This is a genomic window from Micromonospora sp. WMMA1976, assembly GCF_027497335.1.
Taxonomy (GTDB): Bacteria; Actinomycetota; Actinomycetes; order Mycobacteriales; family Micromonosporaceae; genus Micromonospora; species Micromonospora aurantiaca.
In genome coordinates this window covers 3,167,039-3,192,167 of the sequence record NZ_CP114912.1, presented here as the reverse complement: position 1 = coordinate 3,192,167, position 25,129 = coordinate 3,167,039, and the positions used below count along the sequence as shown (strand labels likewise).

Genomic DNA, 25,129 nt, shown 5'->3' with positions numbered 1-25,129 from the left:
CCTGGTCGCTGGCCTAGGGTTACAGGCAGAGGTGAGCCGTTCTCGACGGAGAGGGGGTGCGCGGATGGGTTTCAAGACGTTCATCCAGGGGTGGCCGGTCTACCGGCAACTCACCGGCACCGACCCGCTCGGTCGCGGCGCCGCCGCCCAGTCGGCCCGCTCCGCGGAGCTGAGCCCTCGCACCGAGACCGCCGACGGCATGGCCCGCTCGGTCTGCCCGTACTGCGCGGTCGGCTGCGGGCAGCGCGTCTTCCACTCCGGCGGCAAGGTCACCCAGATCGAGGGCGACCCGGACAGCCCGATCTCGCGCGGCCGGCTCTGCCCGAAGGGCTCGGCCAGCAAGAGCCTGGTGACCAGCCCGCTGCGCCAGACCACTGTCCGCTACCGCCGGCCGTACGCGACCGAGTGGGAAGACCTGGACCTCGACGTCGCGCTCGACATGATCGCCGACCGGATCCTCGCCGCCCGCGCGGACACCTGGGAGGACGTCGACGACGAGGGCCGCCCGCTGAACCGGACGCTGGGCATCTCCAGCCTCGGCGGCGCGACGCTGGACAACGAGGAGAACTACCTCATCAAGAAGCTGTTCACCGCGATGGGGGCACTCCAGATCGAGAACCAGGCCCGTATTTGACACTCCGCCACCGTCCCCGGTCTGGGGACCAGCTTCGGTCGCGGCGGCGCGACGGACTTCCAGCAGGATCTCGCCAACGCTGACGTCATCATCATCCAGGGCTCGAACATGGCCGAGGCCCACCCGGTGGGCTTCCAGTGGGTGATGGAGGCGAAGAAGCGCGGCGCGAAGGTCTTCCACGTCGACCCGCGGTTCACACGTACCAGCGCGCTCGCCGACACGTACCTGCCGATCCGCGCGGGCACGGACATCGCGCTGCTCGGCGGCGTGGTGCGCTACATCCTGGAGAACGAGCTGGACTTCCGGGAGTACGTGCTGGCGTACACCAACGCGGCGAACATCGTCAGCGAGCAGTTCGCCGACACCGAGGACCTGGACGGCCTGTTCTCCGGCTACAACCCGGACACCGGCTCGTACGACCACGCGAGCTGGCAGTACGAGGGCCAGGAGGACAATGCCAAGGCCCGGGGCACCGGCAAGGAACGTGACTCGGCCTCCGGGCTGGAGCACGAGTCGCACGGCGAGCCGGTGCCGGCGCAGGCCCCGCGGGACGAGACGTTGCAGCACCCGCGCTGCGTCTACCAGATCCTGAAGCGGCACTTCGCCCGCTACACCCCGGAGATGGTGGCGCGCGTGTGCGGCATCCCGGAGGAGAAGTTCCTCGAGCTGGCGCGCGCCTGGACGGAGAACTCGGGCCGGGAACGCACCGGCGCGCTCGTCTACTCGGTCGGCTGGACGCAGCACAGCGTGGGCGTGCAGTACATCCGGACCGGCTCGATCATCCAGACGCTGCTGGGCAACATGGGCCGCCCGGGCGGCGGCATCCTGGCGCTGCGCGGGCACGCCAGCATCCAGGGCTCCACCGACATCCCGACGCTGTTCAACCTGCTGCCCGGCTACCTGCCGATGCCGCACCACGCCGACCACCCGACGTTCGACAAGTGGGTGGACAGCATCCGGCACCCGGGCCAGAAGGGCTTCTGGGGCAACTCGCGGGCGTTCGCGGCGAGCCTGCTCAAGGCGTACTGGGGTGACGCGGCGACGCCGGAGAACGACTTCTGCTACGGGTACATGCCCCGGATGACCGGCGACCACGGCACGTACCAGCAGGTCCTGAACATGATCGACGGCAAGGTGAAGGGCTACTTCCTGCTCGGCCAGAACCCGGCTGTCGGCTCCGCGCACGGCCGGGCCCAGCGTCTGGGCATGGCCAACCTGGACTGGCTCGTCGTCCGCGACCTGTTCATGATCGAGAGCGCCACGTTCTGGAAGAACGGCCCGGAGGTCGCCACCGGCGAGATCGTGCCGGAGGAGTGCCGGACCGAGGTGTTCTTCCTGCCGGCGGCCTCGCACGTGGAGAAGGAGGGCACCTTTACCCAGACGCAGCGGCTGCTGCAGTGGCGGGAGAAGGCCGTCGACCCGCCGGGCGACGCCCGCTCCGAGCTGTGGTTCTTCTACCACCTCGGCCGGGTGCTGCGGGAGAAGCTGGCCGGTTCCACCGCGCGCCGCGACCGGGCGCTGCTGGACCTGGCCTGGGACTACCCCACGCACGGTCCGCACGCGGAGCCGAGCGCCGAGGCGGTGCTCAGGGAGATCAACGGGTACGAGGTGGCGACCGGCCGCCTGCTGAACGCGTTCGGCGAGGCCCGCGACGACGGCTCCACGGCGATCGGCTGCTGGATCTACTCCGGCGTCTACGCCGACGGCGTGAACCAGGCGGCCCGCCGCCGGTCCCGCCACGAGCAGGACTGGGTGGCCGCCGAGTGGGGCTGGGCGTGGCCGGCGAACCGCCGCACGCTCTACAACCGCGCCTCCGCCGACCCGGAGGGCCGGCCGTGGAGCGAGCGGAAGAAGTACGTCTGGTGGGATCCGGACGCCGGCGAGTGGACCGGGTACGACGTGCCGGACTTCGAGAAGACGAAGCCGCCGTCGTACCGGCCGCCCGAGGGCGCCTCCGGCCCGGCCGCGCTCGCCGGTGACGACCCGTTCGTCATGCAGGGCGACGGCAAGGCGTGGCTGTACGCGCCGAGCGGCGTCCTGGACGGCCCGCTACCGACGCACTACGAGCCGGCCGAGTCGCCGATGCGCAACCCGCTCTACGGTCAGCAGGCCAACCCGACCCGCAAGATCTACGAGCATCCGATCAACCGGATGAACCCGAGTCCGCCGGAGCCGCACAGCCAGGTCTTCCCGTACGTGTTCACGGTCAGCCGCCTCACCGAGCACCACACGGCCGGTGGGATGAGCCGTACCGTGCCGCGCCTGGCGGAGCTGCAACCGGAGATGTTCGTCGAGGTGTCCCCGGAGCTGGCTGGCGAGCTCGGGCTGGCCCACCTGGGCTGGGCGCATCTGATCAGCGGCCGCGCGGTGATCGAGGCGCGGGTACTGGTCACCGACCGGCTCACCCCGCTGCGGGTGGACGGCCGGATCATCCACCAGGTCTGGTTGCCGTACCACTTCGGCACCGAGGGCCTGGTCACCGGCGACTCGGCGAACGACCTGTTCGGCATCACGCTGGACCCGAACGTGCTCATCCAGGAGAGCAAGGTCGGCACCTGCGACATCCGGCCCGGCCGTCGTCCCACCGGTCCGCCGCTGCTGGACCTGGTCGGCGACTACCAGCGGCGGGCCGGGATGACGCCGGATCGGAAGATCCCGGTGGTGACCACCGACGCCGTAGGCGGGGACGACGCCGCCGGCAGCACCGACGAGCAGTCGGCCGCCGCGCACCAGGACGGGGATCGGGATGCCTGACGCCAACAGCCTGTACGGCCCGCTCGATCCGGCCCCGGACGCGGGCTGGGTCGACGCGCCGCCCCGGATGGGTTTCTTCACCGACACCAGCGTCTGCATCGGCTGCAAGGCGTGCGAGGTGGCCTGCAAGGAGTGGAACGGCGTCCCGGACTCGGGTTTCGACCTGCTCGGCATGTCGTACGACAACACCGGCGCGCTCACCGCGAACTCGTGGCGGCACGTCGCGTTCATCGAGCAGCCCCGCCCGGCCGGGCACCGCACGCCGCCGTTCGCCGGCGACCCGACCGGCCCGGCGATCAGCCCGGCGTCGGCGGCGGCCGGGGCGGGCACGGCACCCGACACGGGTACGAATCCAGGGCTGCCGCCGGGGCAGCCGGAGGCGGCGGCGCGGATGGCGGCCGGTCCGGAGTTCCTCGGCATGCCCGGCACCCAGCCGCCCGGGCGGGCCACCGGCCCGGAGTCCCGCACCGACTTCCGCTGGCTGATGATGTCCGACGTGTGCAAGCACTGCACGCACGCGGCCTGCCTGGACGTGTGCCCGACCGGTTCGCTGTTCCGCACCGAGTTCGGCACGGTGGTGGTGCAGGAGGACATCTGCAACGGCTGCGGCTACTGCATCTCCGCCTGCCCGTACGGCGTGATCGACCAGCGCAAGGGCGACGGCCGGGCGTGGAAGTGCACGCTGTGCTACGACCGGATCGGCGCGGGCATGACGCCCGCCTGCGCGCAGGCGTGCCCGACCGAGTCGATCCAGTACGGCCCGCTCGACGAGCTGCGGGAACGGGCCGCCACGCGGGTCGCCGCGCTGCACGAGCGCGGCGTGCCGGAGGCGCGCCTGTACGGCCACGACCCGACCGACGGGGTGGGCGGCGACGGCGCGTTCTTCCTGCTGCTGGACGAGCCCGAGGTGTACGGGCTGCCGCCGGACCCGGTGGTCACCACCCGGGACCTGCCGAAGATGTGGAAGCGGGCCGGGTTCGCCGCCCTGGCCATGGCGGCGGCTGCCGTCGCCGCGTTCGTCGGAGGATCGTCGTGAGCCCGGACCGCCCGGTCGGTGACCTGTTCCGCCGCTTCCGCGAGCGCCTGTCCGCGGAACGCGAGAACGGCACCGCCGCCGAGCGCGAGAACGGCAGCCGGGCCACCGCGGCCGGTCCCGGGGTGGGCCGCACCGACGCGGGCTCCCGCGACGCCGGCCTGGCCCCGCACCCGCCCCGCGACGCGGCACCACGCCGCCGCCGGGGCGGCAAGGGCGGCGGGGAGCAGCTCAACGTCCCGCCGGCCGAGTTCACCTCCTACTACGGCCGGCCCGTCCTCAAGCCGCCGGTGTGGCGGTGGGACATCGCCGCGTACCTGTTCACCGGCGGTCTCGCCGCCGGCTCGTCGCTGCTGGCCGCGGGCGGGCAGCTCACCGGCCGCCCGGCGCTGCGCCGCGGCGGCCGGGTCGCCGCGCTGGCCGGGGTCGGCGCGAGCACCTACTTCCTGATCAACGACCTGGGCCGGCCGTCGCGCTTCCACCACATGCTGCGGGTGGCGAAGGTGACCTCGCCGATGTCGGTGGGCACCTGGATCCTCAGCGTGTTCGGCCCGGCCGCCGGGGCCGCCGCGGTCGCCGAGGTGGCCCCGCTGCTGCCCGAGCGTGGCGTGCTGGGGCTCGGCCGCCGGCTGCTACCCCCGGCCGGGCACGCCGCCGGTGTGGTCGCCGCCGTCACCGCGCCGGCGCTGGCCACGTACACCGGGGTGCTGCTGGCGGACACGGCGGTGCCGTCGTGGCACGAGGCGTACCCGGAACTGCCCGCCATCTTCGCGGGCAGCGCCCTGGCCAGCGGCGCCGGTGTCGGGCTGGTGGCCGCGCCCTGCGCGCAGGCCGGCCCGGCCCGGCGTCTCGCGGTCGCGGGCGCGGCGATGGAGCTGTGGGGTTCGCACCGGGTGGAGAACCGGCTCGGCCTGCTCAGCGAGCCCTACACGCAGGGCACGCCCGGCAAGCTGTTGCGCGCGGGCCGGGCGCTTACCGCCGCCGGTGTCGTCGGCGCGCTGGTCGGCCGGCGCAGCCGGATGCTGTCCGCGCTGTCCGGCGGTGCGCTGATCGCCGCGTCGGTGTGCACCCGGTTCGGGATCTTCCACGGTGGGGTCGCGTCGGCGCGCGACCCGCGGTACACGGTCGTGCCGCAGCGCGAACGCGCCGACCGGCGGGCCGCCGACCAGGTCTGACACCTCCCCGGGCGGTCCGCGCCGCGCTGTGGTTGACTGCTGCGTGGAGGCGTTCAGGCGGCTGGTGCCCCTCCCGGTCTTCAAAACCGGTGTGGTCCGGGACCCGGGCCAGGCGGGTTCGATTCCCGTCCGTCTCCGCCAAGTACCGTTCCCGGGAGTGCGCCGATGCGTGAGGTCGACCCGCGACGGCGGGTGCCGCGCACCGACGCGCTGCTCGCCGATCCCGCGCTGGCCGCCGCCGCCGCGACGCTCGGCCGCGACCGGGTCAAGGCCGCGATCGTCCGCGCGCAGGACCGCGCGCGGCGCGGCGAGCTGACCCCCGATCAGGTACGCGACGCGGCGCTGGCGGACCTGCCCGGCCGTACGCCCCGCGCGGTGCTCAACGCCACCGGCGTCGTGCTGCACACCAACCTGGGGCGAGCCCCGCTCGCCCCGTCCGCGGTGGACGCGCTGGTCGCCGCCGCCGGGCACACCGACGTGGAGCTGGACCTGCGTACCGGCCGGCGGGCGCGGCGCGGCCGGGAGGCGCTGGACGCGCTCGCCGCTGCGGTGCCCGACGCGGGGGCGGTGCACGTGGTGAACAACGGCGCGGCGGCGCTGGTGCTGGCCGCGACCGCGCTGGCCGCCGGCCGGGAGATCGTGGTGAGCCGCGGTGAGCTGGTCGAGATCGGTGACGGGTTCCGCCTGCCCGACCTGCTGGCCAGCACCGGCGCGCGGCTGCGCGAGGTGGGCACGACCAACCGCACCACGCGCGCCGACTACGAGGCGGCGATCGGCGAGCGCACCGGCTTCGTGCTCAAGGTGCACCCGTCGAACTTCGTGGTCACCGGCTTCACCTCGGCGGTGCCGGTGGCCGAGCTGGCCACGCTCGGCGTGCCGGTGGTGGCCGACATCGGGTCGGGGCTGCTCGCACCGGACCCGCTGCTGCCCGACGAGCCGGACGCGACCACCACGCTGCGCGCGGGCGCGCACCTCGTCACCGCCAGCGGCGACAAGCTCCTCGGCGGCCCGCAGGCCGGTCTGCTGCTCGGCGACGCCGACCTGGTGCAGCGGCTGCGCCGGCACCCCCTCGCCCGGGCGCTGCGGGTCGACAAGCTCACCCTCGCCGCGCTCGCCGCCACCCTGTACGCGCCGTCCACGCCCACCCGCGACGCGCTGCACGCCGACCCGGCCCGGCTGCGGGAGCGGCTGGAGCGGCTGCGGGACCGGCTCGGTGAGGACGGCTGCAAGGCCGAGGTGGTGCCCAGCGCCGCGGTGGTCGGCGGCGGCGGGGCGCCCGGCGTGGAGCTGGACTCGTGGGCGCTGAGCCTGCCCGAGCGGTACGCCGAGCCGCTGCGCACCGGCGAGCCGGCGGTCCTCGGGCGGGTGCTGCAGGGCCGGCTGCTGCTGGACCTGCGCGCCGTGCCGGACGGCGCCGACGACCAGGTCCGCGCGGCTGTGCTGAGCGTGGAGGACTGACCGGCATGTGGGTGGTGACGACCGCCGGGCACGTCGACCACGGCAAGTCGACGCTGGTGCGGGCGCTGACCGGGATGGAACCGGACCGGTGGGCGGAGGAACGCCGCCGCGGCATGACCATCGACCTCGGCTTCGCCTGGACCACACTGCCGTCCGGCGGCACGATCGCCTTCGTCGACGTACCCGGGCACGAGCGGTTCGTGCCGAACATGCTCGCCGGGGTCGGCCCGGTCCCGGCCGCGCTGATCGTGGTGGCCGCCGACGAGGGCTGGATGCCGCAGTCCGCCGAGCATCTGGCCGCGCTGGACGCGCTGGGCGTGTCGTACGGGCTGCTCGCGGTGACCCGCGCCGACCTGGCCGATCCCGGGCCGGCGGCGGCGCGGGCCCGCACGGAGATCGCAGCGACATCGCTGGGCGCTGTGGAGGCGGTGCCGGTCTCCGCGGTCACCGGGGCCGGGCTGCCCGAGCTGCGCGCCGCGCTCGATCGCCTGACCGCCCGGCTGCCCGACCCGGCCCGGGACGCCCCGGTGCGGCTCTGGGTGGACCGCGCGTTCACCGTGCGCGGCAGCGGCACGGTGGTCACCGGCACGCTCGGCGGTGGCCGGCTGCGTGTGGGCGACGAGCTGGAGCTGGCCGCCACCGGCGAGGCGGTGCGGGTACGCGGACTGCACTCCCTCGGTGTCGCGCATACCGAGGTCGACGCGGTGGCCCGGGTCGCGGTGAACCTGCGCGGCCTGCCCCGGGACCGGGTCGGGCGCGGCGACGCGCTGCTCAGCCCCGGCCGGTTCGGGCGTACCGACCTGCTCGACGTGCGGCTGTCCGGCGACCCGGCCGCCGACCTGCCGGCCACGCTCACGCTGCACGTGGGCGCGGCGGCGGTGCCCGCCCGGGTCCGGCCGCTGGGCCCGGACACGGTACGGCTGCGCCTGGCCCGTCCGCTGCCGCTGCTGATCGGCGACCGGGCGCTGCTGCGCGACCCCGGGCGGCACCACGTCGCGGGCGGCGTGACGGTGCTGGACGTGGACCCGCCGCCGCTGCGCCGGCGGGGCGCGGCCGCCGCCCGCGCGGCGGTGCTGGCCGGGCTGGACGGGCGGCCGGACCTGCCCGGCGAGCTGCGGCGACGGCGGCTGATCCGGGCCGGGGACCTGACCCGGATGGGCGTGGCGCCGGTCGCGACGCCGGTGGCCGGGCAGTGGCTTGCCGACCCGGAGCACTGGCGGGACCTGGGCCGCCGCCTCACCGAGGAGGTGACCCGGTACGCCGCCGAGCATCCGCTCGCCGCGGGCGTACCCGTCGACGTGCTGCGGCACCGGCTCGACCTGCCCGACCGTGCCCTGGTGACGGCGCTGCTGCGCCCGCCGCTGCGGCTGCGCGACGGCCTGGTCACCGCCGCCCCGCAGGGCACGCTGCCGGACCCGGTGGCCCGGGCGGTGGACCGGGTCCGGGCCGAGTACGGCGACCGCCCGTTCCAGGCCCCCGAGGCGCACCACCTGGCCGACCTCGGGCTGGGTCCCCGCGAGATCGGCGCCGCGGTACGCGCCGGCGCGCTGCTGAAGCTCGCCGAGAACGTGGTGCTGCTGCCCGGCGCCCCGGACGACGCGGTGCGCGTACTCGCCGGGCTGCCGCAGCCGTTCACGCTCAGCGCCGCCCGGCAGGCGCTCGGCACCACCCGCCGGGTTGCGGTGCCGCTGCTGGAGCTGCTGGACCGGCGCGGCGCCACCCGCCGGCTGCCCGGCGACGCCCGCGAGGTGGTCCACCCGCCCGGGTGAGCCAACAGGCGTCGCCCGCCCGCCCCGGTCACCTACCGTGGCGCCATGGACCCTTCCGCGGTCTGGCGGGACAAGAACCACAAGTGGCGGATCGAGGCGTACCGGGCACCGGACCTGCGTTTCGCCATCTACGCCACGAACGGCCCCACCGAGTCGGCGCCGTTGTGGCTGTTCGGGATGGCCGCGCTGGCCCGCTGGCTGATGACCCACGCGATCTCACTGGACGACCTGGAGACGGACTGATGGGTGTCCAGGTCGCGCTGGTGCTGGTGCTGATCCTCGTGAACGCCGCTCTGTCCGGCAGCGAGATGGCGCTGGTGAGCCTGCGGGAGGGGCAGCTGCGCCGGCTGTCGCGCTCCGGGCGGGCCGGGGCGCGACTGAGCCGCCTAACCCGCGAACCGAACCGCTACCTGGCCACCATCCAGCTCGGCATCACGCTCGCCGGGTTCCTCGCCTCGGCCGCCGCCGCGGTCACGCTCGCCGAGCCGCTCGTCGGCCCGCTGGGCTTCCTCGGCGGGGCCGCCCGCCCGGTCGCGGTGTTCCTGGTGACGCTGCTGCTGACGTTCCTCACGCTCGTGGTGGGCGAGCTGGCGCCCAAACGGCTGGCCATGCAGACGGCGGAACGGTGGGCGCTGATCAGCGCCGCGCCGCTGGACCTGCTGGCCCGGCTGTCCCGGCCGGCGGTGTGGCTGCTCGGCCGCTCCACCGACCTGCTGGTCCGGCTCGCCGGCGGCGACCCGCGCGCCAGCCGGGAGGAGGTGACCGAGGAGGAATTGCGGGAGATGCTGGTCAGCCAGCGTGGCCTGTCCGCCCAGCAGCGGGAGATCCTCGCCGGGGCGTTCGACATCGCCGGCCGTACGCTGCGGGAGATCCTGGTCGCGCGCCGCGACGTGACCACGCTGCCCGCCGACCTGCCGGCGGCCGAGGCGATGCGCCGCCTCGCGGCCACCGGCCGGTCCCGGGCGCCGGTGATCGGACCCGGCGGGCTCGACGACGTCCGCGGCACCGTGCACATCCGCGACCTGGTGGACGCCGACGGGGCGCGCGTCGGCGACCGGGCCCGCCCGCCGGTGCTCCTGCCGGGCACGCTGCCGGTGGCCGACGCGATGCGGCAGCTGCGCCAGCGGCACGAGCAGCTCGCGCTGGTGGTCGACGAGTACGGCGGCGTGGACGGCCTGGTCACCATGGAGGACCTGCTCGAGGAGGTCGTCGGCGAGCTGTACGACGAGACCGACCGGGACGTGCGCCGCGCCGTGCGGGAGCCGGACGGCGCGCTGCTGCTGCCGGGCGACTTCCCGCTGCACGACCTGCCCGACGTGGGCGTCCGCGTGACGTTCCCGCTGTCGCGGGAGTACACCACGGTGGCCGGGCTGGTGCTGGCCGGGCTGGGCCGGCTGCCCGAGGGCCCGGGGGAGCGGGTGCGGCTGCCCGGCCTCACCGTCGAGGTGGTCGAGGTGGCCGGACGGGCGATCCGCCGGGTCCGGCTGCGCGGCCCCGCCGTCGGCCGCAGCCCGGACTGACACCCGGACGGGGGACAACCGCCCGATCCCCGTCCCGCGCCCGGCCGCCGATCGTACGGTGCGGGCGTGAAGGACCGAGGAATGCGGACGTTCATCACCGTGCTCGCCGGGCTGGCCGTGATCTACTTCGGCTTCACCGGAAGCCGCGACAGTGGCGGGGAGGGCGGCGTCTCCGGCGGCGTGGTGCTGCTCGCGCTGCTCGCCTCGCTGCTGGCCTGGAACCTGACCAAACCCGGCCCGGCCAAGTAGCCCTCAGTGGGCCGTGGCGGCGCTGCGGCTCACCTCGCCCGCCGACTCCTCGCCCAGGGCGACCCGCACCAGCGCCGACGCGAGCCGGCCGAAGTCGGCCTCGCCGACCAGCCCGACCAGCTCACCAGGGCTCGCGGGCAGGCCCAGCCGTTTCGCCCCGGCGAGCGTGCGCCGGTCGGCGTACGGGCGTACGTCCGGCCACACCGACTGCGCCTCGCGCAGGAAGATGTCCGCACCGGTGGGGCCGATGCCGGGGAACTCGGTGAGCAGCCGGCGCAGCACGGCCCGGTCCGCGCCGGCCTCCTTGTGCAGCCGGCGCAGGTCGCCGTGCCAGCGGCCCAGGCACAGCCGGGCGCCGGTGCCGAGCATGGTCGCGGTCCGCTCGTCGTAGCGCCGGTAGTGGCCCCGGCCCAGCGCGTCGACCCGGTCCTGCCAGGTCGCCGCCTCCATCGCCTGCGGGGTGCGGTAGCCCGCCGTGAACAGCTCCCGGGCGGCGGCCACCGCCACCGAGGCCCGGATCCGGGTGCTCAGCAGCGTGGTGAGCACCAGCAGCTGGTAGAGCGGGCCGGGCCGGTCCGCGAGGGCGATGCCGGCCTCCTCCGCGTACGTGCGGGACTGCCGGTCCAGCAGGGCCCGTGCGACGTTGCGATCGTCTGGCATCCACCCGGGTTACCCGCCCCGGCCCGGGCCAGACCCCCGAGCCGATCCGGAATGCGCCGGGCGGCGACGGGTACGCGGGCCGGGTGCGCGGTCGACGGCCGTGCGCCCCACCGGGAAGGAGAGACCCGTGGTCAAGCCGCAGCAGGAGGAACTGCGCCGGAACGATCTCGGTGCCACCAGCCAGGACAGCCGCAAGACGGCCACCCAGGCGGGCGGCCGTTCGCGCAGCCGGGGCACGTCGAACGCCGACGCGGGACGCCCGGTCCCCAGGGGACAGGTGTCGCCGTACGGCCCGGCCGGTGAGCCGGTGGCCGACGACGAGAGCTAACCGCGAGCCGACGTCGGCCGCAGCCGCCGCCAGGTGGCTGCGGCCGACAGCCCGTACGCCAGGTGCGGGATCAGGTCCGAGATCCAGTCGCTGCGCCGCCAGGTGCGTGGGTCGGTCACGCCGAGCGCTGTCATCGAGCCGTCCGAGGTGGCCATCACCCCACCGCCGAGCAGCACCGTGGCCAGCGGCAACGGCATCCGCCGCCGTGCGGCGAGCAGGCCGAACGCTGCGCCCGCGGCGATGCCGGTGGCGTAGCCGAGCAACGGCCCCAGACCGGAGCGGCGGTTCGCCGCCTCGTCGCCGGGGCCCAGATCGACGTGCGTGACGTCGGCCAGCCGTCCGGCGACCGATTCGGGGGTGCTGCTGGCCGGCCGGGCCCGCAGCGCCATGTCGAGGTACGAGACCGCGTTGAGGACGGCGCTGCCGACGGCGCCCGCGATGACGCCGTCGACAACCGCTGCCGTCCTCACTTCGGGTCACCCGGTTCCCGGTTCCCCTTGGGGCCGTAGGTCCGTTCGCCCCGGACCACACCGCGTTGGCCCCTGTCGTCCTGGAGGATCCGGTTGGCGACCTGGTTCGCCTCCTTGTCGGACGCCCGTCCGGACTGCTCGACGAGGTCGCGAAGGCGTGCTCGCTGCTTGTCGTACGCGTTGCTGCCCGGCCGTGGTCCTGGCATCTCTGCCTCCTGCGGATCGCTGTCGGCTGACCGTAGGCGTCTACCCGCCCGGGCCGGGACCAACCGTTGCCGGGCGGATCCCCGCCAGGCCGGTCGGGCGGTCGGGCGCCGCTCAGCCGGGGCGCGCGGGCCGCCGCTCAGCCGGCCGCGCGGACCACAGCCACCGGGCAGGCGGAGCGGTGCAGGATCCCCTGGCTCACCGAGCCGAGCAGCAGCCCGCCCAGCTCGCCCCGGCCCTGCCGGCCCACCACGACCAGCTGGGCCTCGGCCGACGCGGCGGTCAGCGCCGCGACCGGTTTGGCGCGTACCGCCTCGGCGTGCACCGGCAGGTCCGGCCACCGTTCGCCGATCCCGGCGAGCGCCTCGGTGAGCACCCGCTCCGCCTCGGCGTCGTCCCGGCCGTGCGGGCGGGCGTGCACCGCGCGCAGCGCGGCGCCGCGCGCGGACGCGGTCTCGGCGGCGAACTCGACAGCGGCGCGTGACGGCGTCGAGCCGTCCAGGCCGGCCACGACCGGGCCGCCGTCGTGGGCGGTGCCGCGCGCGATCAGTACCGGGCAGTCGGCGTACGAGGCGACCTGCACCGCCACCGACCCGATCACGAGCGCGGCGAAGCCACCCAGGCCCCGATCGCCGAGCACGACCAGAGCGGCGGTGGGGGACTCGCCGAGCAGCACCGCTGCCGCCTCCCCGTCGATGATCTCGCCGGTGATGCGCAGCCCCGGCGACTCGGCCTCGGCCACCGCCACCGCGTCGGTGACCAGTTGCTCGGCCTGGTTGCGCAGCCCGGCGCCGGGTGGTGAGCCGGCCGGCGCGGAGACCGGTACGCGCAGCAGCGGCCAGATGAACCCGTGCACGACCCGCAGCGGGCGGTTGCGCAGCCGCGCCTCCCGGGCCGCCAGGCGGACCGCCCGGGTGGCCGGTTCGGAGCCGTCCACCCCGACCACCACCGCGGCCCCGTTCGCCGAGTTCACCAGTACCTCCTCGTGGCGGCGCTCCCGCGGCCAGTATCGCGGCCCGGACGGCGGCCCGGGGCGATACCGCCCGGGGTCGCCCGGTGGGTACGCTGGCGTGCAGCGCCCAGGGGAGGGAGCCCCGTCGATGGATCAGCCGGACGGACCGAGCACCGCCCGCATGATCGACTACTGGCTCGGCGGCCGGCACCACCGCCCGGTGGACGTCGCCGCGGCCGCCGCGTTCGAGGCGGCGTACGGGCCCTGCGCGGCGATCTTCCGGTCGCTGCGCGGATTCCTCGGCCGCACCGTGCGGGCCATGACGGCCGACGGGATCGACGGCTTCCTGGTCTTCGGCGCGGGCGTGCCCACCTGCGGCAACGTGCACGAGGTCGCGCCGGAGGCGACCGTGCTCTACACCGACGTGGACCCGGAGACGGTCCGGCTGGGCCGGAGCCTGCTCGACGGCAGCGACCGGGCCGGGTACGGCTACGGCGACGCCACCGACATCGGGACCGTCGACCGGGCGCTGCTGCACCGGTTCGTGCCGGGCTGGGGGAGACGGCCGGTGGGGGTGGTCTTCCTCGGGTTGGCGGCGTTCCTTGACGACGACACGCTCGCCCGTACGCTCGACGAGCTGTACCAGGCGGTGGCGCCGGGCAGCCGGCTGGCGATCGACTTCGACACCGAGGAACTGGCCGGGCGCCCGGAGGCGCTGGCCATGATGGGTCCGGCGTTCCGGATGCGGGCGCCGGAGCGGTTCGCGCCGCTGCTGGGCCGCTGGCAGCCGACCGGCGACGGCATCGTGGCCGTGGCGCGGTGGCGGCCGGCCGGTGAGCCCGAGCCGGTGCCGGACGCGTTCCACGGTGCGCTGGCGGTGCGCCCGGCCGGCTGAGCCGGTCCCCGTCACGCCCGGCCGAGGCGGGGCGTTCGCCGTCGGGCGGCCTTCGTATGATGTTTGCCCTGTAGCAATAGTCGTCATCGGAGGATGAGCATGCCGGAGGCGTCCGGATCGGTGTCGCGTGCCCTGCGCACGGCGCCACCCGACCAGCTGGCGGAGACCGCGGACGCGGTGCTGCGCCAGACGCTCGGGGCCGCGCGGGCGGAGGTGTTCGTCGCCGACTACCGCGCCAGCGGGCTCTGGCCGGTGCTCGACCCGGACGTGCCCGACGGCGGCCCGCTGCTGGCCCACAGCGTCGCGCAGCGCTGTTTCAGCAGTCAGGAGCCGGTGCTGGACATCGTCGAGGAGGGCCGCTGCCGCGCCTACCTGCCGCTGTCGGTGTGGGGGGAGCGGCTCGGCGTGCTGATGGTGGAGCTGCCCGGCGACCCGGACGCCGCCACTGTGGAGGCCGCCCGCGACGCCGCCGGTGAGCTGGCCGTGGCGATCCGCGCGGCCGACCGGGAGACCGACCGCTACCGGCGCGCCCGGCGGCGGGAGCGGCTGAGCATGGCCGCCGAGATGCAGTGGGACCTGTTGCCGGGGCGCAGCGTACGGCTCGGTGACGCGCTGCTCGCCGGGCAGCTCGAACCGGCGTACACCGTGGGCGGTGACCACTTCGACTGGTCGGTGGACGGCGACCGCCTCACCCTCACCGTGCTCAACGGCACCGGCAGCGGGCTGGCCGCGTCGATGCTCACGGCGATGACGGTGAACGCCATGCGCAACGCCCGGCGTTCGGGCGGCAGCCTGGTGGAACAGGCGGAGCTGGCCTCGGACACCATCTACTACCAGCACCGGGGGAGCCGGCACGTGGCCACGCTGCTGCTGGAGCTGGACAGCCGGCGGGGCGTGATGCGCGCGGTGGACGCCGGGTCGCCGCAACTGCTGCGGCTGCGCGGGGGCCGTGTCACACCGATCGCGCTGGAGCAGCAACTGCCGCTGGGCATGTTCGCCGAGACCCGCTACGACGTGCAGGAGTTCACTCTGGAGCCGGGCGATCGCCTCTTCGTGGTCAGCGACGGCGTGTACGCGGCGGAGCCCGACGAGCAGGAGCCGTACGGTGTCCGGGCGATGGCGCGCGCGATGCGGTCGACTCGGCTGCAGCCGGCGACCGAGGCAGTTGGTACGGTGATGCGCGAACTGCATGCGTACCATGCCGACGCGGATCTCCGTGACGACGCGGTCGTCGTCTGCCTGGACTGGCGCGGCTCCAGCCGGTCCGACGACGTGACGGGGCAGTGACGGGGGCGGCGGAGCGGACACGAGCGGGACGATCGCAGGGGACAGCGAGTGGAGCGACCTCCGAATCTTGCCGCGGCCATCGAATCGGCTGCGGAGGCGCTCATCGGTGTGCTCGACTCCGCGACCTCCCGGCACACCGTCAGCGTTTCGCCCACCCAGTTGCGGGTGCTGTCGCTGATCGTGTCGCATCCGGACACCAACGTGAACCGGCTGGCCGAGCTGCTGGACGTGGTCCCGTCGTCGGCGAGCCGGCTCTGCGACCGCCTGGAGGCGGTCGGCCTGCTGCGCCGGGTGGCCGACCCGCGCGACCGGCGGGAGGTGCGGCTGATCCCGACCGCTGCCGCCGACACGCTGCTGCGCGACCTCCAGGAGAGACGGCACCGGGCGGTGCAGGCCGTGCTCGACCGGATGCCGAACCGGGTGCAGCACGAGCTGCTGCTGGCGCTGGTGGCGTTCAGCCAGGCTGCGACGGCCACCGCCCCGCAGGCCGGCTCGGACTCGACCGCCCGTACCGCCTGACCACTCGCACCGTCGTCCGGCCTTCCTTCCACTGCTCAACTAGTGTCCTAGGATGCCTTAGCGGTTGTGACGGTCGACACCGTGACACCACTGAGCAACCACGCAGCGGGCATCCGGGCGAGAACAGCGAGCCCGATATAGTGGCAGCGCAACTGGGCGGCCCGTGATCACCACGAGGACGGGCCGCGTCGGGGAGGTCCCAGCCCGGGATCACAGAGGGCGCCGGCGTCTGACCGGCCGGCAACGCGCACGTCCCTCCAGCGGCCGCTCATCCGGCTGCCGGACCGTGCTGCGAAGGGAGGGTTCGGTGTCGCGTCGGCCGGCTCCAGCGGAGGAACCGGATTCCGGGACCGCCACGGTCGTGGGAGACCGCGTCCTCACGCTGCCCAACCTGATCAGCTTCGTCCGGCTCGTCGGCGTGCCGATCTTCCTCTACCTGTTCCTCGTGGTCCGGGCCGACGTCGCCGCCATCGCGGTGCTCGCCGTGGGCGGCACCAGCGACTGGGTGGACGGCTGGATCGCCCGCCGTCTGGGCCAGGTGAGCCGGCTCGGTGAGCTGCTCGACCCGCTTGCCGACCGCCTCTACATCCTCGCCACGCTGCTCGCCTTCACCGCCCGCGAGGTGGTGCCCTGGCAGTTCACCGGGGCGCTGCTGGCCCGGGAACTGCTGCTGCTGGTGTCCCTCGGTGCGCTGCGCCGCTACGGCTACGGCCCGCCGCCGGTGCACTACGTCGGCAAGACCGCGACGTTCCTGCTGCTCGCGGCGTTCCCGATCCTGCTGCTCGCAGACGCGGTGCCGGACGCCGGCACCGCGGCCGGCGCGATCGGCTGGGGGCTGGCCTGGTGGGGCCTGGTCCTCTACTGGGTCGCCGGCGCGATGTACGTGGTGCAGGCGAGCCGTCTCGTGCGGGCCATGCGGGCTCGGCGTACGGAGGCACCGGCATGACCACGTCGCCGCCGCGGGACGCTCAGAACGAGCGCGACCCCTCGAACCGGGTGTACGCGCCGGACTTCCTGACCGAGCTGTTCCGCAATCCGCTGGACCCGGGATACGGGGACGCGGCCGCGCGTCGGGCGACGGGCTCGATGTCGCGGGTGCGGGAGGTGCTCGGCCGGCCGGTGAGCCTGCTGGTGCTGGCGCTGATCGGGTTCCTGTTCGCGGTGGCGTACCGGGAGACGATGGCGGAGGAGCCGAGCCGCGCGACGGCGCGGGCGGGCCTGGTCGCGGAGATCAAGGGGCGCGAGGCGGAGACCGACCGGTTGACCGAGCGGGCCGAGCAGTTGCGCGAGGATGTCAGCCGGCAGCGGGACGCGACGTTGAGCGGTTCGCAGGCGTCCCGGCTGCGCACGCTGGAGGCGGGTACCGGCCTGGCCCGGGTGCGCGGGGACGGCGTGGTGGTGCGGCTGGCCGACGCGGCGGCGGACCAGGACGGTGTGACGAACGGGGACGCGGGTCCGTCACGGGTGCTGTATTCGGATCTGCAGAAGGTCGCGAACGCGTTGTGGGCGGCGGGTGCCGAGGCGGTGGCGGTGAACGGCCAGCGGTTGACGGCGACGTCGACGATCCGGTCGGCGGGTGAGGCGATCCTGGTGGACTACCGGCCGGTGACGGGTCCGTACGAGGTGCAGGCGATCGGGCCGCGGTCGATGCGGGACCGGTTCGACGAGAGCCGGGCGGCTGCGTTGATGCGTGAGGTGGCGCGGAAGACGGGTCTGTCGTTCGGGGTGAAGCGGGTCGGTGACCTCACCCTGCCGGCGGCGCCGCAGCCGCGGCTACGCTACGCCGAGCCTCCGGCGACCCCGGGTCCGAGCGCGAGTGCGAGTGCGAGTGCGGGTGCGCGCCCGTCGGGTTCGGGTGCCGCCGGTTCGTCGAGTCCCGGGTCGTCCGGCCCGGGTGGTTCTTCCAGCCCTTCGGGAGGTGGCCGATGATCGCGGTGCTGGCGTTGCTCGCCGGTGTGGTGCTCGGGGTGTATCTGGACCCCACGGTGCCGGCGGCGTTGCAGCCGTATCTGCCGATCGCTGTGGTGGCCGCGTTGGACGCGGTGTTCGGTGGGGTGCGGGCGAAGCTGGACCGGATCTTCGACGACAAGCAGTTCGTGGTGTCGTTCATCTCGAACGTGCTGGTGGCGGGTCTGATCGTGTATCTGGGTGACCAGTTGGGCGTGGGCGGTCAGTTGTCCACGGGTGTGGTGGTCGTGCTCGGGGTGCGCATCTTCGGAAACGTGGCGGCGATCCGCCGGCACCTGTTCCGGGCGTAGGTTTGTGGCGATGAGCGAGGAACACAGGGAGACGGGTACCGGGTGGCCGCGGCCGGGGGAGCCGGCGCGGCCGTCGGGTCCGGCGGGTGAGCCGGATCCGCGCCCGGATGCGCCCGATCCGGACGAGTTGAGCCCGTTGGCGCCGGCGGAGCCGGTGCCGGACGAGGCGGTGGAGCCCGCGGAGCGGGAGGCGGTGCCGGAGTCCGAGCCGGAGCCGGGTGCGGCCGCGGGTGCGCCGTCGTTGGCGCGGCGGTTCTCGTCGGCGGGCGCGATGATCGCGGTGTTGCTGGCGTTGCTGGGTTTCACGCTTGTGGTGCAGTTCAAGACGACGTCGACGGATCCGACGCTCGCGGCAGCGCGGGAGGAGGACCTGGTGCGGATCTCGTCGGATCTGGATTCGCGGGAGCGGCGACTGCGCCAGGAGATCGAGTTGCTGGAGGAGAGCCAGCGGCAGCTGCGGTCGGGTGAGCAGGGCCGGCAGGCGGCGCTGGAGGAGGCGACGCGGCGGGCGGACGAGCTGGGCATTCTGGCGGGGACGTTGCCGGCGGTGGGTCCGGGTCTTGAGGTGCGGTTCTCGGGGCCGGCCGAGGCGGTGTCGTCGGCCGGGATCCTGGATGCGGTGCAGGAGCTGCGGGGTGCGGGCGCGGAGGCGATGCAGATCCAGGGTGCGGACGGTACGGCGGCGCGGATCATCGCGTCGACGTATTTCGTGGACGGGCCGGACGGTGCGCTGGTGGTGGACGGGCGGCGGTTGACGGGTCCGTTCACGATCATGGTGATCGGTGACCCGGCGACGATGCGTACGGCGTTGAACATTCCCGGCGGGGTGGTCGCATCGGTGGGGAAGGCCGGCGGTAACGTGACCTCCGAGGATCGTGAGGTTGTGGAGGTTTCGCAGCTGCACGCGCCGATCAAGCTGGACCACGCCCGGCCGGTCTCGTGACCGGTCGCGGCCGCGCCGGTTTCTCCGGTGCACCGATGACGAAGGACGCAGTTGGTGATTCCTGAGGATCTGCGGTACACCGCCGAGCACGAGTGGGTGGTCGGTGGTGACGGTGGTGTCGTCCGCGTCGGTATCACGCACTTCGCGCAGGACGCCCTGGGTGACATCGTGTTCGTGCAGCTGCCGGACGCCGGTGCGGTGGTGGCGGCTGGTGAGTCGCTGGGCGAGATCGAGTCGACGAAGAGCGTGTCGGAGATCTACGCGCCGCTGAGTGGCACGGTGACGGCGCGCAACGAGGCGCTGGCCGACACCCCTGAGGTGATCAACACGGATCCGTACGGTGCGGGGTGGTTGGTGGAGATCACTCCGGACGATCCGGCGGCGGTCGAGGGTCTGCTGACCGCCGATGCGTACCGCGAGCTCACCGAGAGCTGAGTTCGTGCTTGTCCGGGCGGCGGCGAGGTTCCGCGCGTCCGGTTGCCCTGCATTTCGGCGCTGGCTAGGCTCGCCCAGTCGACCGAGAACCAATAGTTTGAGCGTTGCGGAATGCGCCTTCCCGGGCACGGGGAGCCAGCCGCCGGGTGTGGTGTTGCCCGGCGGCCAGACCCGCCATTCCCTGACGCCGACCGAACAGATCCGTGAGGTGGTCCCATGACGCGCCCAGACGACGAGTTCCCCCCGCTCGACGTCACTTCGACGCTCAATCTCGGCTCGCTCGACGAAGTGCTGGAGGGCCCGGACACCGATGTGGTGCCGAGCCGGATGTCCGGTTCGTTGCCGCCGGGTATGGCGTTGCTGGTGGTTCGCCGGGGTCCGAATGCGGGTGCCCGGTTCCTGTTGGACCACGATGTGACGACGAGTGGGCGGCACCCGGACAGTGACATCTTCCTGGACGACGTGACGGTGTCGCGGCGGCACGCGGAGTTCCACCGTGACGCCGGGACGTTCACGGTGCGGGATGTGGGCAGCCTGAACGGCACGTACGTGAATCGTGAGCGGGTCGAGGCGGCGACGCTGAGCAACGGTGACGAGGTGCAGATCGGCAAGTTCCGGGTGGTGTTCATCGCCGGTCCGCGCCCGGAGGAGGAGGCCGGCCGGGGGTGAACGAGCCTGCGGCTTCGACGCCGTCCGGGGCGGCGCGGGCGCCTGCGCTGATGAGTATCGGCGAGGTGCTGGCGCAGTTGCGGCCGGAGTTCCCGGACGTCACGATCTCGAAGTTGCGGTTTCTGGAGGCCGAGGGCCTGGTGGAGCCGCAGCGGACGCCGGCGGGTTATCGGAAGTACGGCTGGGACGATGTGGCGCGGTTGCGGTTCGTGTTGACCGCGCAGCGGGATCAGTACCTGCCGTTGCGGGTGATCCGGGAGCAGTTGGCCCAGTGGGACGGGTCTGGTCCGTCGCCGGGGCGGGGGCGGCCGAATCTGGTGGCTGTGGGTCCGGGCGGTGAGGTTCCGGGCCGGGAGCCGGTGGAGTCGGTCGAGTCGTCGGAGGTGCGGCTGGACCGGGCGGGTCTGATCGCCCGTAGTGGTGTGGAGGAGTCGACGCTCGCGGAGTTGGAGCGGCTGGGTGTGCTGGTGTCGGACCCGCCGGGGTGGTACGACGCGGATGCGTTGATCATCGCGAGTGCGGTGGCGGGTCTGGCGGCGTACGGGCTGGAGCCTCGGCATCTGCGGGCGTACCGGTCGGCGGCGGATCGTGAGGTCGGGTTGTTCGCGCAGCTTGTGGCGCCGCTGGCGCGGCAGAGTGATCCGGCGGCGCGGGCTCGGGCGGCGGAGACGGCGCGGGAGTTGGTGGCGTTGTCGCAGCGGTTGCACGCGGCGTTGGTGCGGGTGGGGCTGCGGTCGACGTTGGGCCGGTGAGGTCGGTGCGAGGGGCCGGGTGCGGTGTGCGCCCGGCCCTTCGTCGTGTGTGGGCGCGGAAAGATCTGGTCCGCGGAGCGTGTCGTAGGCTTGCCGGGGTATGCCCGTCCGGCGAGGCGTGGTGCACGTAGCGCGTGGGACTCCCGTGTCCTGGTCCGTGTACCGTGCAGGGAAGGGCGCGGTGCAAGGTGACGACGACACGGAGGCGGCGGTGCGCGAGCTGAGCGTGGTCGGAGTTCGGGTGGAGTTGCCCAGCAACCAGCCGATCGTCCTGCTGCGGGAGGTCGAGGGGGACCGCTATCTGCCGATCTGGATCGGCGCGGTCGAGGCGACGGCGATCGCTTACGAGCAGCAGGGGGTCAAGCCGGCCCGGCCGTTGACGCACGATCTTCTGCGGGATGTGCTGACGGCGTTGCAGGCGCCGTTGCGGGCGGTGGAGATCACCGAGTTGAAGGAGAACGTGTTCTACGCGGATCTGCTCCTCGGTGACGGTGTGCGGGTGTCGGCGCGGCCGAGTGACTCCATCGCGTTGGCGTTGCGGGTGGGTGCTCCGATTCGTTGTGCGGAGCAGGTCCTCAGCGAGGCGGGGATCGTGATTCCGGACGAGCAGGAGGACGAGGTCGAGAAGTTCCGGGAGTTCCTGGAGCAGGTGCGTCCGGAGGACTTCGCGGGTTGAGGTGTCCCGCCCGGGTGGTGGCGCGGCGTGTCGCGGTGTCTCCTGCGGGTGAAGTGCGGGGGGCGGCGTTAGGGTTGCCGTGTCGAGTGGTGCGCGTACGGGAATCGACGCGGCACCGCCACGGGCGCGGGGAGGTTGGTCCGATGCACGAGCCGCGGGATCCTGGTCCGGGTGTGGAACAGCAGGCGGGTGTGGGGCTCGATCCGGCTGGTGACGGCGAGGTCGGCTACCGGGGTGTGACCGCGTGTTCGGCGGTGGGGATCAGTTACCGGCAGCTCGACTACTGGGCGCGTACGGCGCTGGTGGTGCCGAGTGTGCGTGACGCGTCGGGTTCGGGGACGTCGCGGTTGTACTCGTTCCGCGACCTGGTGGTGTTGAAGGTCGTGAAGCGGCTGCTGGACGCCGGGGTGTCGTTGCAGAACATCCGTAAGGCGATCGAGGCGTTGAGGTCGCGTGGGGTGGACGATCTGGCGGGCATCACGTTGATCTCCGACGGGACGACTGTGTACGAGTGCCGGTCGCCGGAGGAGGTGGTCGACCTGTTGCAGGGCGGCCAGGGCGTGTTCGGCATCGCGATCGGTGGTGCGTTCAAGGAGATCCAGGGTTCGTTGTCGCATCTGCCGGCGGAGCCGGTGGGTGGGCAGGAGCCGGCCGTGCCGGCGGCGGAGCCGGAGTCGGACTCGGTGGGTGACGAGCTGGCGGCGCGGCGGGCGCGGCGCCGGGCCGGGTGACCTGCGTCGCGTCTCGGTGACGGGATCGCGCCGCGCCCGAAAAGGGTGTGGCGCGATTCGTGTTTTGGTGACGGGGTGTGGTCCTTTCTGGCGTGCCGGGGCGGGTGGACGGCGCGGGCCGGGGCGGGTGTGAGTCGTCGCAGGTCACGGCCCGTGCGTGCGGGATGTCCGAAAAGGACGGTGTGTCGTCCACGTTGACGTTGCGTGTCCGCCTGGCTGCGGTGCGTCCATCGATTGGCGCGGTGTCGTTCACTGTCCGTGATTGACAGTTCTCGGGATCGGCACAGGGTGGTCGTGAAGTGTGCCGGCGGGCGCGCTATGGTCCGTTCCGGTCGTCGGCGTGTCGACGTCACGGTGGAACGCTGTGTGACGCCCGCGCCGGACGGCGAGCCCCTGCCGCGGCGCTGCCCGCGGACCCCTGGTGGAAGGACCGAGCATGACGGTGACGAGCGAGACCACCCCGATCTCCCACTACGAGCGCATCGGCGGCGCGGCCGCGGTGAAGGCCGCGGTGGAGCTGTTCTACGACAAGGTGCTGGCCGATCCGGATCTGGCGGGCTACTTCGCCGACGTGGACATGGTGGAGCAGCGGCGGCACCTGGCGCTCATGCTGGCGGTGGTGCTCGGCGGCCCCAACGAGTACGCGGGCCGTGGGCTGGACGAGGCGCACCAGCCGCTGAACATCACCGGTGAGCACTACGCGAAGGTCGGTGAGCACCTGACCGCGACGCTGGTGGAGCTGGGTGTGCCGGCGGACGTGATCGCCGACGTGCAGGTCGTGCTCGGGCAGGTGCGGGAGCAGGTCGTGTCGGCGGGGGACGCCTGAGCGTGGACGTCGCACGGCTCAAGCAGAGCTGGTCCCTGGTCGCCGCGCACGGCGACCAGGTGCCGCTCTACTTCTATTCGACGCTGTTCCTGGCGCATCCGGAGACCCGGCAGATGTTCCCCACGAACATGGCCGGGCAGCGGGACCGTCTGGTGGCCGCGCTGGGGCATGTGGTGTCCCACGTGGACCAGGTGGACCGGCTGGTCGGGTTCCTGCGGGACCTCGGCGCGGATCACCGGAAGTTCGCGGTGCGCGCCGAGCACTACCCGGCGGTCGGTGAGGCGCTGCTGGCGACGTTGCGGCACTTCTGCGGCGACGCGTGGACCGAGGAGCTGGCCGCCGACTGGGCCGCCGCGTACGGGCTGGTGGCGCAGGTGATGACCGAGGGCGCGCAGGCCGCGGAGTCGAAGTCGCCGCCGTGGTGGGTGGCGGAGGTGCTGACACATGAGCAGCGCACGTTCGACGTGGCGGTGCTGACCGTACGTCCGCAGTATCTGCTGCCGTTCACGCCCGGCCAGTCGATCGGGGTGTCGCATCCGGCGGTGCGGTCGTGGCGGTACTACTCGCCGGCGAACGCGCCCCGTCCGGACGGCACGGTGGAGTTGCACGTGCGGGCCGCGCCGGGTGGTGTGGTGTCGTCGCGTCTGGTCTACGGGTGCGCGGCCGGTGACCAGATCCACCTGGCGTCGCCGGTGGGTGACCGGTTGACGTTGTGGCAGGCCGGGGCGTCGGATCTGTTGCTGCTGGCCGGTGGTACCGGCTGGGCGCCGGTGAAGGCGCTGGTGGAGCAGGTCGCGGCGGAGGGTTCGGGGCGGCGGGTGGACCTGTACGTGGGTGCCCGGTCGCGGACGGAGTTCTACGACAGCGAGGCGATCGACAAGCTGGCGGCGACGCATCCGTGGCTGCGGGTGTCGTACGTGGCCGGTGCGGATCCGGCCCGGCCGGGTGAGTCGGTGCGTATCGCCGACCGGGCGCTGGCCGACGGGGACTGGCGGTCGCGGCACGTGTACGTGTGCGGCTCGGACGAGATGGTGGGTCATTCGGTGGCGGCGTTGACCGGCGCCGGGTTCCAGCCGGGTCAGGTGCATCACGAGGGTTACGGCAAGCACTGGTACGGCCCGGCGTGGCGGACGATGACCGGCGCGGACGGGCCGGGAACGACGGAGGTGAGCCGGTGAGCGCGAGGAGTGAGCCGGTGTTGCGAGCCCCGCAGTCGCGAACGGAGGTGTGCCGGTGAGCGCGGGTCCGATCAGCAGTTACGACGCGCAGCAGGTGTCCGGTCCGGTGCAGGTGCGGTTGACCTCGGACCGGGTGCGGCGGTGGGAGTTCGGGTCGGCGGCGTTCACCCGCCGCGGCTACGACCAGACCGATGTGGACCGCTTCCGGTTGCAGGTGGCCGACGAGCTGGATCTGCTGGCGGCGCAGGTGGCGAACCTGCGGGCGGAGAACGAGCGGCTCAACGATCATCTGGAGCTGCACCGGCACGGGGTGATCCCGAGCACGGAGGCGGCGGGGGCGCCGGCGGCGAAGGAGGTCAACCTGTTGTCGGCGGCGCAGCGGGAGGCCGAGCAGATCATCGCGCAGGCCCACGACTACGCGCGCCGGGTCGCCGAGTACGCCCGTACCCAGTATGAGAGTTACATGCGGGCGGCGGCGGAGGAGGCGAAGCGGGAGGCCGAGCGGGCGGTGACGGAGTACCGCAGCGCGGCCGGGAGCGGCTTCGACGACTCGGTGGCGACGCGTGAGGCGTTGCGGATCTTCGGCGAGATGATGATCTCGCACATGCAGGCGGCGGCCCGGCACCTCGACGACGGCAGTGAGCAGTTGTCGCGCACGATGGAGCGGATCGCCCGGGAGTTGCCGCAGGGCGGGGGAGCGCCGCAGCCGGCGTTGTCGCGGCACCAGCGTTGAGCGGTGTCCCGGCCCGCGCGT

The 25,129-nt window shown here is 73.6% G+C and carries 28 protein-coding genes and 1 tRNA gene; 25 read left to right on the top strand and 4 right to left on the bottom strand.

Translation table 11 applies throughout. The annotated features are described in order from the left end of the window. Positions 1–64 precede the first annotated feature (64 nt). The 9 genes from fdh to O7546_RS14730 all read left to right on the top strand — a co-directional run bounded on the left by fdh (position 65) and on the right by O7546_RS14730 (position 10,592). Entirely contained in the window at positions 65–3,388 is a 3,324-nt protein-coding gene (fdh, locus tag O7546_RS14770; RefSeq protein WP_228533040.1) for a formate dehydrogenase, read from the top strand. Beyond that, on the top strand, positions 3,381–4,424 hold the full coding sequence (locus tag O7546_RS14765; RefSeq protein WP_281601096.1) for a 4Fe-4S dicluster domain-containing protein: 1,044 nt from the start codon (positions 3,381–3,383) through the stop codon (positions 4,422–4,424). The genes fdh and O7546_RS14765 overlap by 8 nt, the downstream gene beginning before the upstream one ends. Further along, on the top strand, positions 4,421–5,596 hold the full coding sequence (gene nrfD, locus O7546_RS14760; RefSeq protein WP_281601095.1) for an NrfD/PsrC family molybdoenzyme membrane anchor subunit: 1,176 nt from the start codon (positions 4,421–4,423) through the stop codon (positions 5,594–5,596). Before O7546_RS14765 ends, nrfD begins: the two co-directional genes overlap by 4 nt. A gap of 45 nt (positions 5,597–5,641) precedes the next feature. Beyond that, positions 5,642–5,737 (top strand) — tRNA-Sec (locus O7546_RS14755). Positions 5,738–5,761: 24 nt separating this feature from the next. Next, positions 5,762–7,054, top strand: coding sequence for an L-seryl-tRNA(Sec) selenium transferase (gene selA / locus O7546_RS14750; RefSeq protein WP_281601094.1), 1,293 nt, complete (start codon positions 5,762–5,764; stop codon positions 7,052–7,054). 5 nt (positions 7,055–7,059) lie between these two features. Next, the gene (selB, locus tag O7546_RS14745; RefSeq protein WP_281601093.1) at positions 7,060–8,823 is read left to right on the top strand and encodes a selenocysteine-specific translation elongation factor; all 1,764 of its coding nucleotides are present in this window, start codon (positions 7,060–7,062) and stop codon (positions 8,821–8,823) included. A 45-nt stretch (positions 8,824–8,868) separates the two neighbouring features. Further along, on the top strand, positions 8,869–9,066 hold the full coding sequence (locus tag O7546_RS14740) for a hypothetical protein (RefSeq protein WP_030503909.1): 198 nt from the start codon (positions 8,869–8,871) through the stop codon (positions 9,064–9,066). Further along, a complete protein-coding gene (locus O7546_RS14735) occupies positions 9,066–10,343 on the top strand; it encodes a hemolysin family protein (RefSeq protein ID WP_194803342.1) in 1,278 nt (425 codons plus the stop codon). Before O7546_RS14740 ends, O7546_RS14735 begins: the two co-directional genes overlap by 1 nt. A 66-nt stretch (positions 10,344–10,409) precedes the next feature. Beyond that, a complete protein-coding gene (locus O7546_RS14730) occupies positions 10,410–10,592 on the top strand; it encodes a hypothetical protein (protein WP_194803387.1) in 183 nt (60 codons plus the stop codon). Between the two features lie 3 nt (positions 10,593–10,595). Here the strand turns inward: O7546_RS14730 and O7546_RS14725 are convergent, their stop codons facing one another. Then, positions 10,596–11,252, bottom strand: coding sequence for a hypothetical protein (locus tag O7546_RS14725; protein ID WP_281601092.1), 657 nt, complete (start codon positions 11,250–11,252; stop codon positions 10,596–10,598). Between the two features lie 127 nt (positions 11,253–11,379). Here O7546_RS14725 and O7546_RS14720 point away from each other — a divergent pair, with 127 nt between their 5' ends. Then, positions 11,380–11,580, top strand: coding sequence for a hypothetical protein (locus O7546_RS14720; protein ID WP_269697006.1), 201 nt, complete (start codon positions 11,380–11,382; stop codon positions 11,578–11,580). Here the strand turns inward: O7546_RS14720 and O7546_RS14715 are convergent. The 3 genes from O7546_RS14715 to O7546_RS14705 form a co-directional block, all read right to left on the bottom strand. Then, positions 11,577–12,050 (bottom strand): hypothetical protein, encoded by a 474-nt coding sequence (locus O7546_RS14715; protein ID WP_269697005.1) that lies wholly within the window; start codon positions 12,048–12,050, stop codon positions 11,577–11,579. The two genes, O7546_RS14720 and O7546_RS14715, sit on opposite strands and share 4 nt — an antisense overlap. Then, positions 12,047–12,256, bottom strand: coding sequence for a hypothetical protein (locus tag O7546_RS14710; RefSeq protein WP_013286381.1), 210 nt, complete (start codon positions 12,254–12,256; stop codon positions 12,047–12,049). Before O7546_RS14710 ends, O7546_RS14715 begins: the two co-directional genes overlap by 4 nt. A 137-nt stretch (positions 12,257–12,393) precedes the next feature. Then, a complete protein-coding gene (locus O7546_RS14705) occupies positions 12,394–13,227 on the bottom strand; it encodes a universal stress protein (protein ID WP_281601091.1) in 834 nt (277 codons plus the stop codon). A 127-nt stretch (positions 13,228–13,354) separates the two neighbouring features. Between O7546_RS14705 and O7546_RS14700 the strand changes: the two genes are divergently transcribed. From O7546_RS14700 to O7546_RS14630, 15 genes are all read left to right on the top strand, one after another. Beyond that, a complete protein-coding gene (locus tag O7546_RS14700; RefSeq protein WP_281601090.1) occupies positions 13,355–14,101 on the top strand; it encodes an SAM-dependent methyltransferase in 747 nt (248 codons plus the stop codon). 99 nt (positions 14,102–14,200) lie between these two features. Beyond that, a complete protein-coding gene (locus O7546_RS14695; protein WP_194803348.1) occupies positions 14,201–15,388 on the top strand; it encodes a GAF domain-containing SpoIIE family protein phosphatase in 1,188 nt (395 codons plus the stop codon). 48 nt (positions 15,389–15,436) lie between these two features. Further along, entirely contained in the window at positions 15,437–15,907 is a 471-nt protein-coding gene (locus O7546_RS14690; protein ID WP_194803349.1) for a MarR family transcriptional regulator, read from the top strand. A gap of 361 nt (positions 15,908–16,268) precedes the next feature. Next, positions 16,269–16,853, top strand: a complete 585-nt coding sequence (locus O7546_RS14685; RefSeq protein ID WP_269697004.1) for a CDP-alcohol phosphatidyltransferase family protein — start codon at positions 16,269–16,271, stop codon at positions 16,851–16,853. Continuing rightward, the gene (locus O7546_RS14680; RefSeq protein ID WP_194803351.1) at positions 16,850–17,836 is read left to right on the top strand and encodes a DUF881 domain-containing protein; all 987 of its coding nucleotides are present in this window, start codon (positions 16,850–16,852) and stop codon (positions 17,834–17,836) included. Before O7546_RS14685 ends, O7546_RS14680 begins: the two co-directional genes overlap by 4 nt. After that, positions 17,833–18,165, top strand: a complete 333-nt coding sequence (locus tag O7546_RS14675) for a small basic family protein (RefSeq protein ID WP_007071104.1) — start codon at positions 17,833–17,835, stop codon at positions 18,163–18,165. Before O7546_RS14680 ends, O7546_RS14675 begins: the two co-directional genes overlap by 4 nt. 10 nt (positions 18,166–18,175) lie before the next feature. Beyond that, the gene (locus O7546_RS14670; protein ID WP_194803352.1) at positions 18,176–19,108 is read left to right on the top strand and encodes a DUF881 domain-containing protein; all 933 of its coding nucleotides are present in this window, start codon (positions 18,176–18,178) and stop codon (positions 19,106–19,108) included. A gap of 54 nt (positions 19,109–19,162) precedes the next feature. Further along, positions 19,163–19,543: a glycine cleavage system protein GcvH gene (gcvH, locus tag O7546_RS14665; protein WP_135240202.1), complete on the top strand. Its 381-nt coding sequence runs from the start codon at positions 19,163–19,165 to the stop codon at positions 19,541–19,543. 216 nt (positions 19,544–19,759) lie between these two features. After that, entirely contained in the window at positions 19,760–20,212 is a 453-nt protein-coding gene (locus tag O7546_RS14660) for an FHA domain-containing protein (protein WP_107076656.1), read from the top strand. Between the two features lie 50 nt (positions 20,213–20,262). Then, the gene (locus O7546_RS14655) at positions 20,263–20,964 is read left to right on the top strand and encodes a MerR family transcriptional regulator (protein WP_194803353.1); all 702 of its coding nucleotides are present in this window, start codon (positions 20,263–20,265) and stop codon (positions 20,962–20,964) included. A gap of 211 nt (positions 20,965–21,175) precedes the next feature. Continuing rightward, a complete protein-coding gene (locus O7546_RS14650) occupies positions 21,176–21,640 on the top strand; it encodes a bifunctional nuclease family protein (RefSeq protein ID WP_036311069.1) in 465 nt (154 codons plus the stop codon). 143 nt (positions 21,641–21,783) lie between these two features. Continuing rightward, the gene (locus tag O7546_RS14645) at positions 21,784–22,371 is read left to right on the top strand and encodes a MerR family transcriptional regulator (protein ID WP_194803354.1); all 588 of its coding nucleotides are present in this window, start codon (positions 21,784–21,786) and stop codon (positions 22,369–22,371) included. A gap of 436 nt (positions 22,372–22,807) precedes the next feature. Further along, the gene (locus tag O7546_RS14640) at positions 22,808–23,197 is read left to right on the top strand and encodes a group 1 truncated hemoglobin (RefSeq protein ID WP_194803355.1); all 390 of its coding nucleotides are present in this window, start codon (positions 22,808–22,810) and stop codon (positions 23,195–23,197) included. Positions 23,198–23,199: 2 nt separating this feature from the next. Then, positions 23,200–24,375 carry a globin domain-containing protein gene (locus O7546_RS14635; RefSeq protein WP_269697002.1) on the top strand — a complete coding sequence of 392 codons (1,176 nt, stop codon included), beginning with the start codon at positions 23,200–23,202 and terminating at the stop codon, positions 24,373–24,375. Between the two features lie 55 nt (positions 24,376–24,430). Further along, on the top strand, positions 24,431–25,108 hold the full coding sequence (locus O7546_RS14630) for a DivIVA domain-containing protein (RefSeq protein WP_269697001.1): 678 nt from the start codon (positions 24,431–24,433) through the stop codon (positions 25,106–25,108). Positions 25,109–25,129 lie beyond the last annotated feature (21 nt).

Coding starts and splice junctions, on each gene's coding strand:
- O7546_RS14765 (WP_281601096.1), top strand. CDS start 3,381: ATGCCTGACGCCAACAGCCTGTACGGCCCGCTCGATCCGGCCCCGGAC.
- selA (WP_281601094.1), top strand. CDS start 5,762: ATGCGTGAGGTCGACCCGCGACGGCGGGTGCCGCGCACCGACGCGCTG.
- selB (WP_281601093.1), top strand. CDS start 7,060: ATGTGGGTGGTGACGACCGCCGGGCACGTCGACCACGGCAAGTCGACG.
- O7546_RS14740 (WP_030503909.1), top strand. CDS start 8,869: ATGGACCCTTCCGCGGTCTGGCGGGACAAGAACCACAAGTGGCGGATC.
- O7546_RS14735 (WP_194803342.1), top strand. CDS start 9,066: ATGGGTGTCCAGGTCGCGCTGGTGCTGGTGCTGATCCTCGTGAACGCC.
- O7546_RS14725 (WP_281601092.1), bottom strand. CDS start 11,252: ATGCCAGACGATCGCAACGTCGCACGGGCCCTGCTGGACCGGCAGTCC.
- O7546_RS14710 (WP_013286381.1), bottom strand. CDS start 12,256: ATGCCAGGACCACGGCCGGGCAGCAACGCGTACGACAAGCAGCGAGCA.
- O7546_RS14700 (WP_281601090.1), top strand. CDS start 13,355: ATGGATCAGCCGGACGGACCGAGCACCGCCCGCATGATCGACTACTGG.
- O7546_RS14695 (WP_194803348.1), top strand. CDS start 14,201: ATGCCGGAGGCGTCCGGATCGGTGTCGCGTGCCCTGCGCACGGCGCCA.
- O7546_RS14680 (WP_194803351.1), top strand. CDS start 16,850: ATGACCACGTCGCCGCCGCGGGACGCTCAGAACGAGCGCGACCCCTCG.
- O7546_RS14675 (WP_007071104.1), top strand. CDS start 17,833: ATGATCGCGGTGCTGGCGTTGCTCGCCGGTGTGGTGCTCGGGGTGTAT.
- O7546_RS14670 (WP_194803352.1), top strand. CDS start 18,176: ATGAGCGAGGAACACAGGGAGACGGGTACCGGGTGGCCGCGGCCGGGG.
- O7546_RS14660 (WP_107076656.1), top strand. CDS start 19,760: ATGACGCGCCCAGACGACGAGTTCCCCCCGCTCGACGTCACTTCGACG.
- O7546_RS14655 (WP_194803353.1), top strand. CDS start 20,263: ATGAGTATCGGCGAGGTGCTGGCGCAGTTGCGGCCGGAGTTCCCGGAC.
- O7546_RS14645 (WP_194803354.1), top strand. CDS start 21,784: ATGCACGAGCCGCGGGATCCTGGTCCGGGTGTGGAACAGCAGGCGGGT.
- O7546_RS14640 (WP_194803355.1), top strand. CDS start 22,808: ATGACGGTGACGAGCGAGACCACCCCGATCTCCCACTACGAGCGCATC.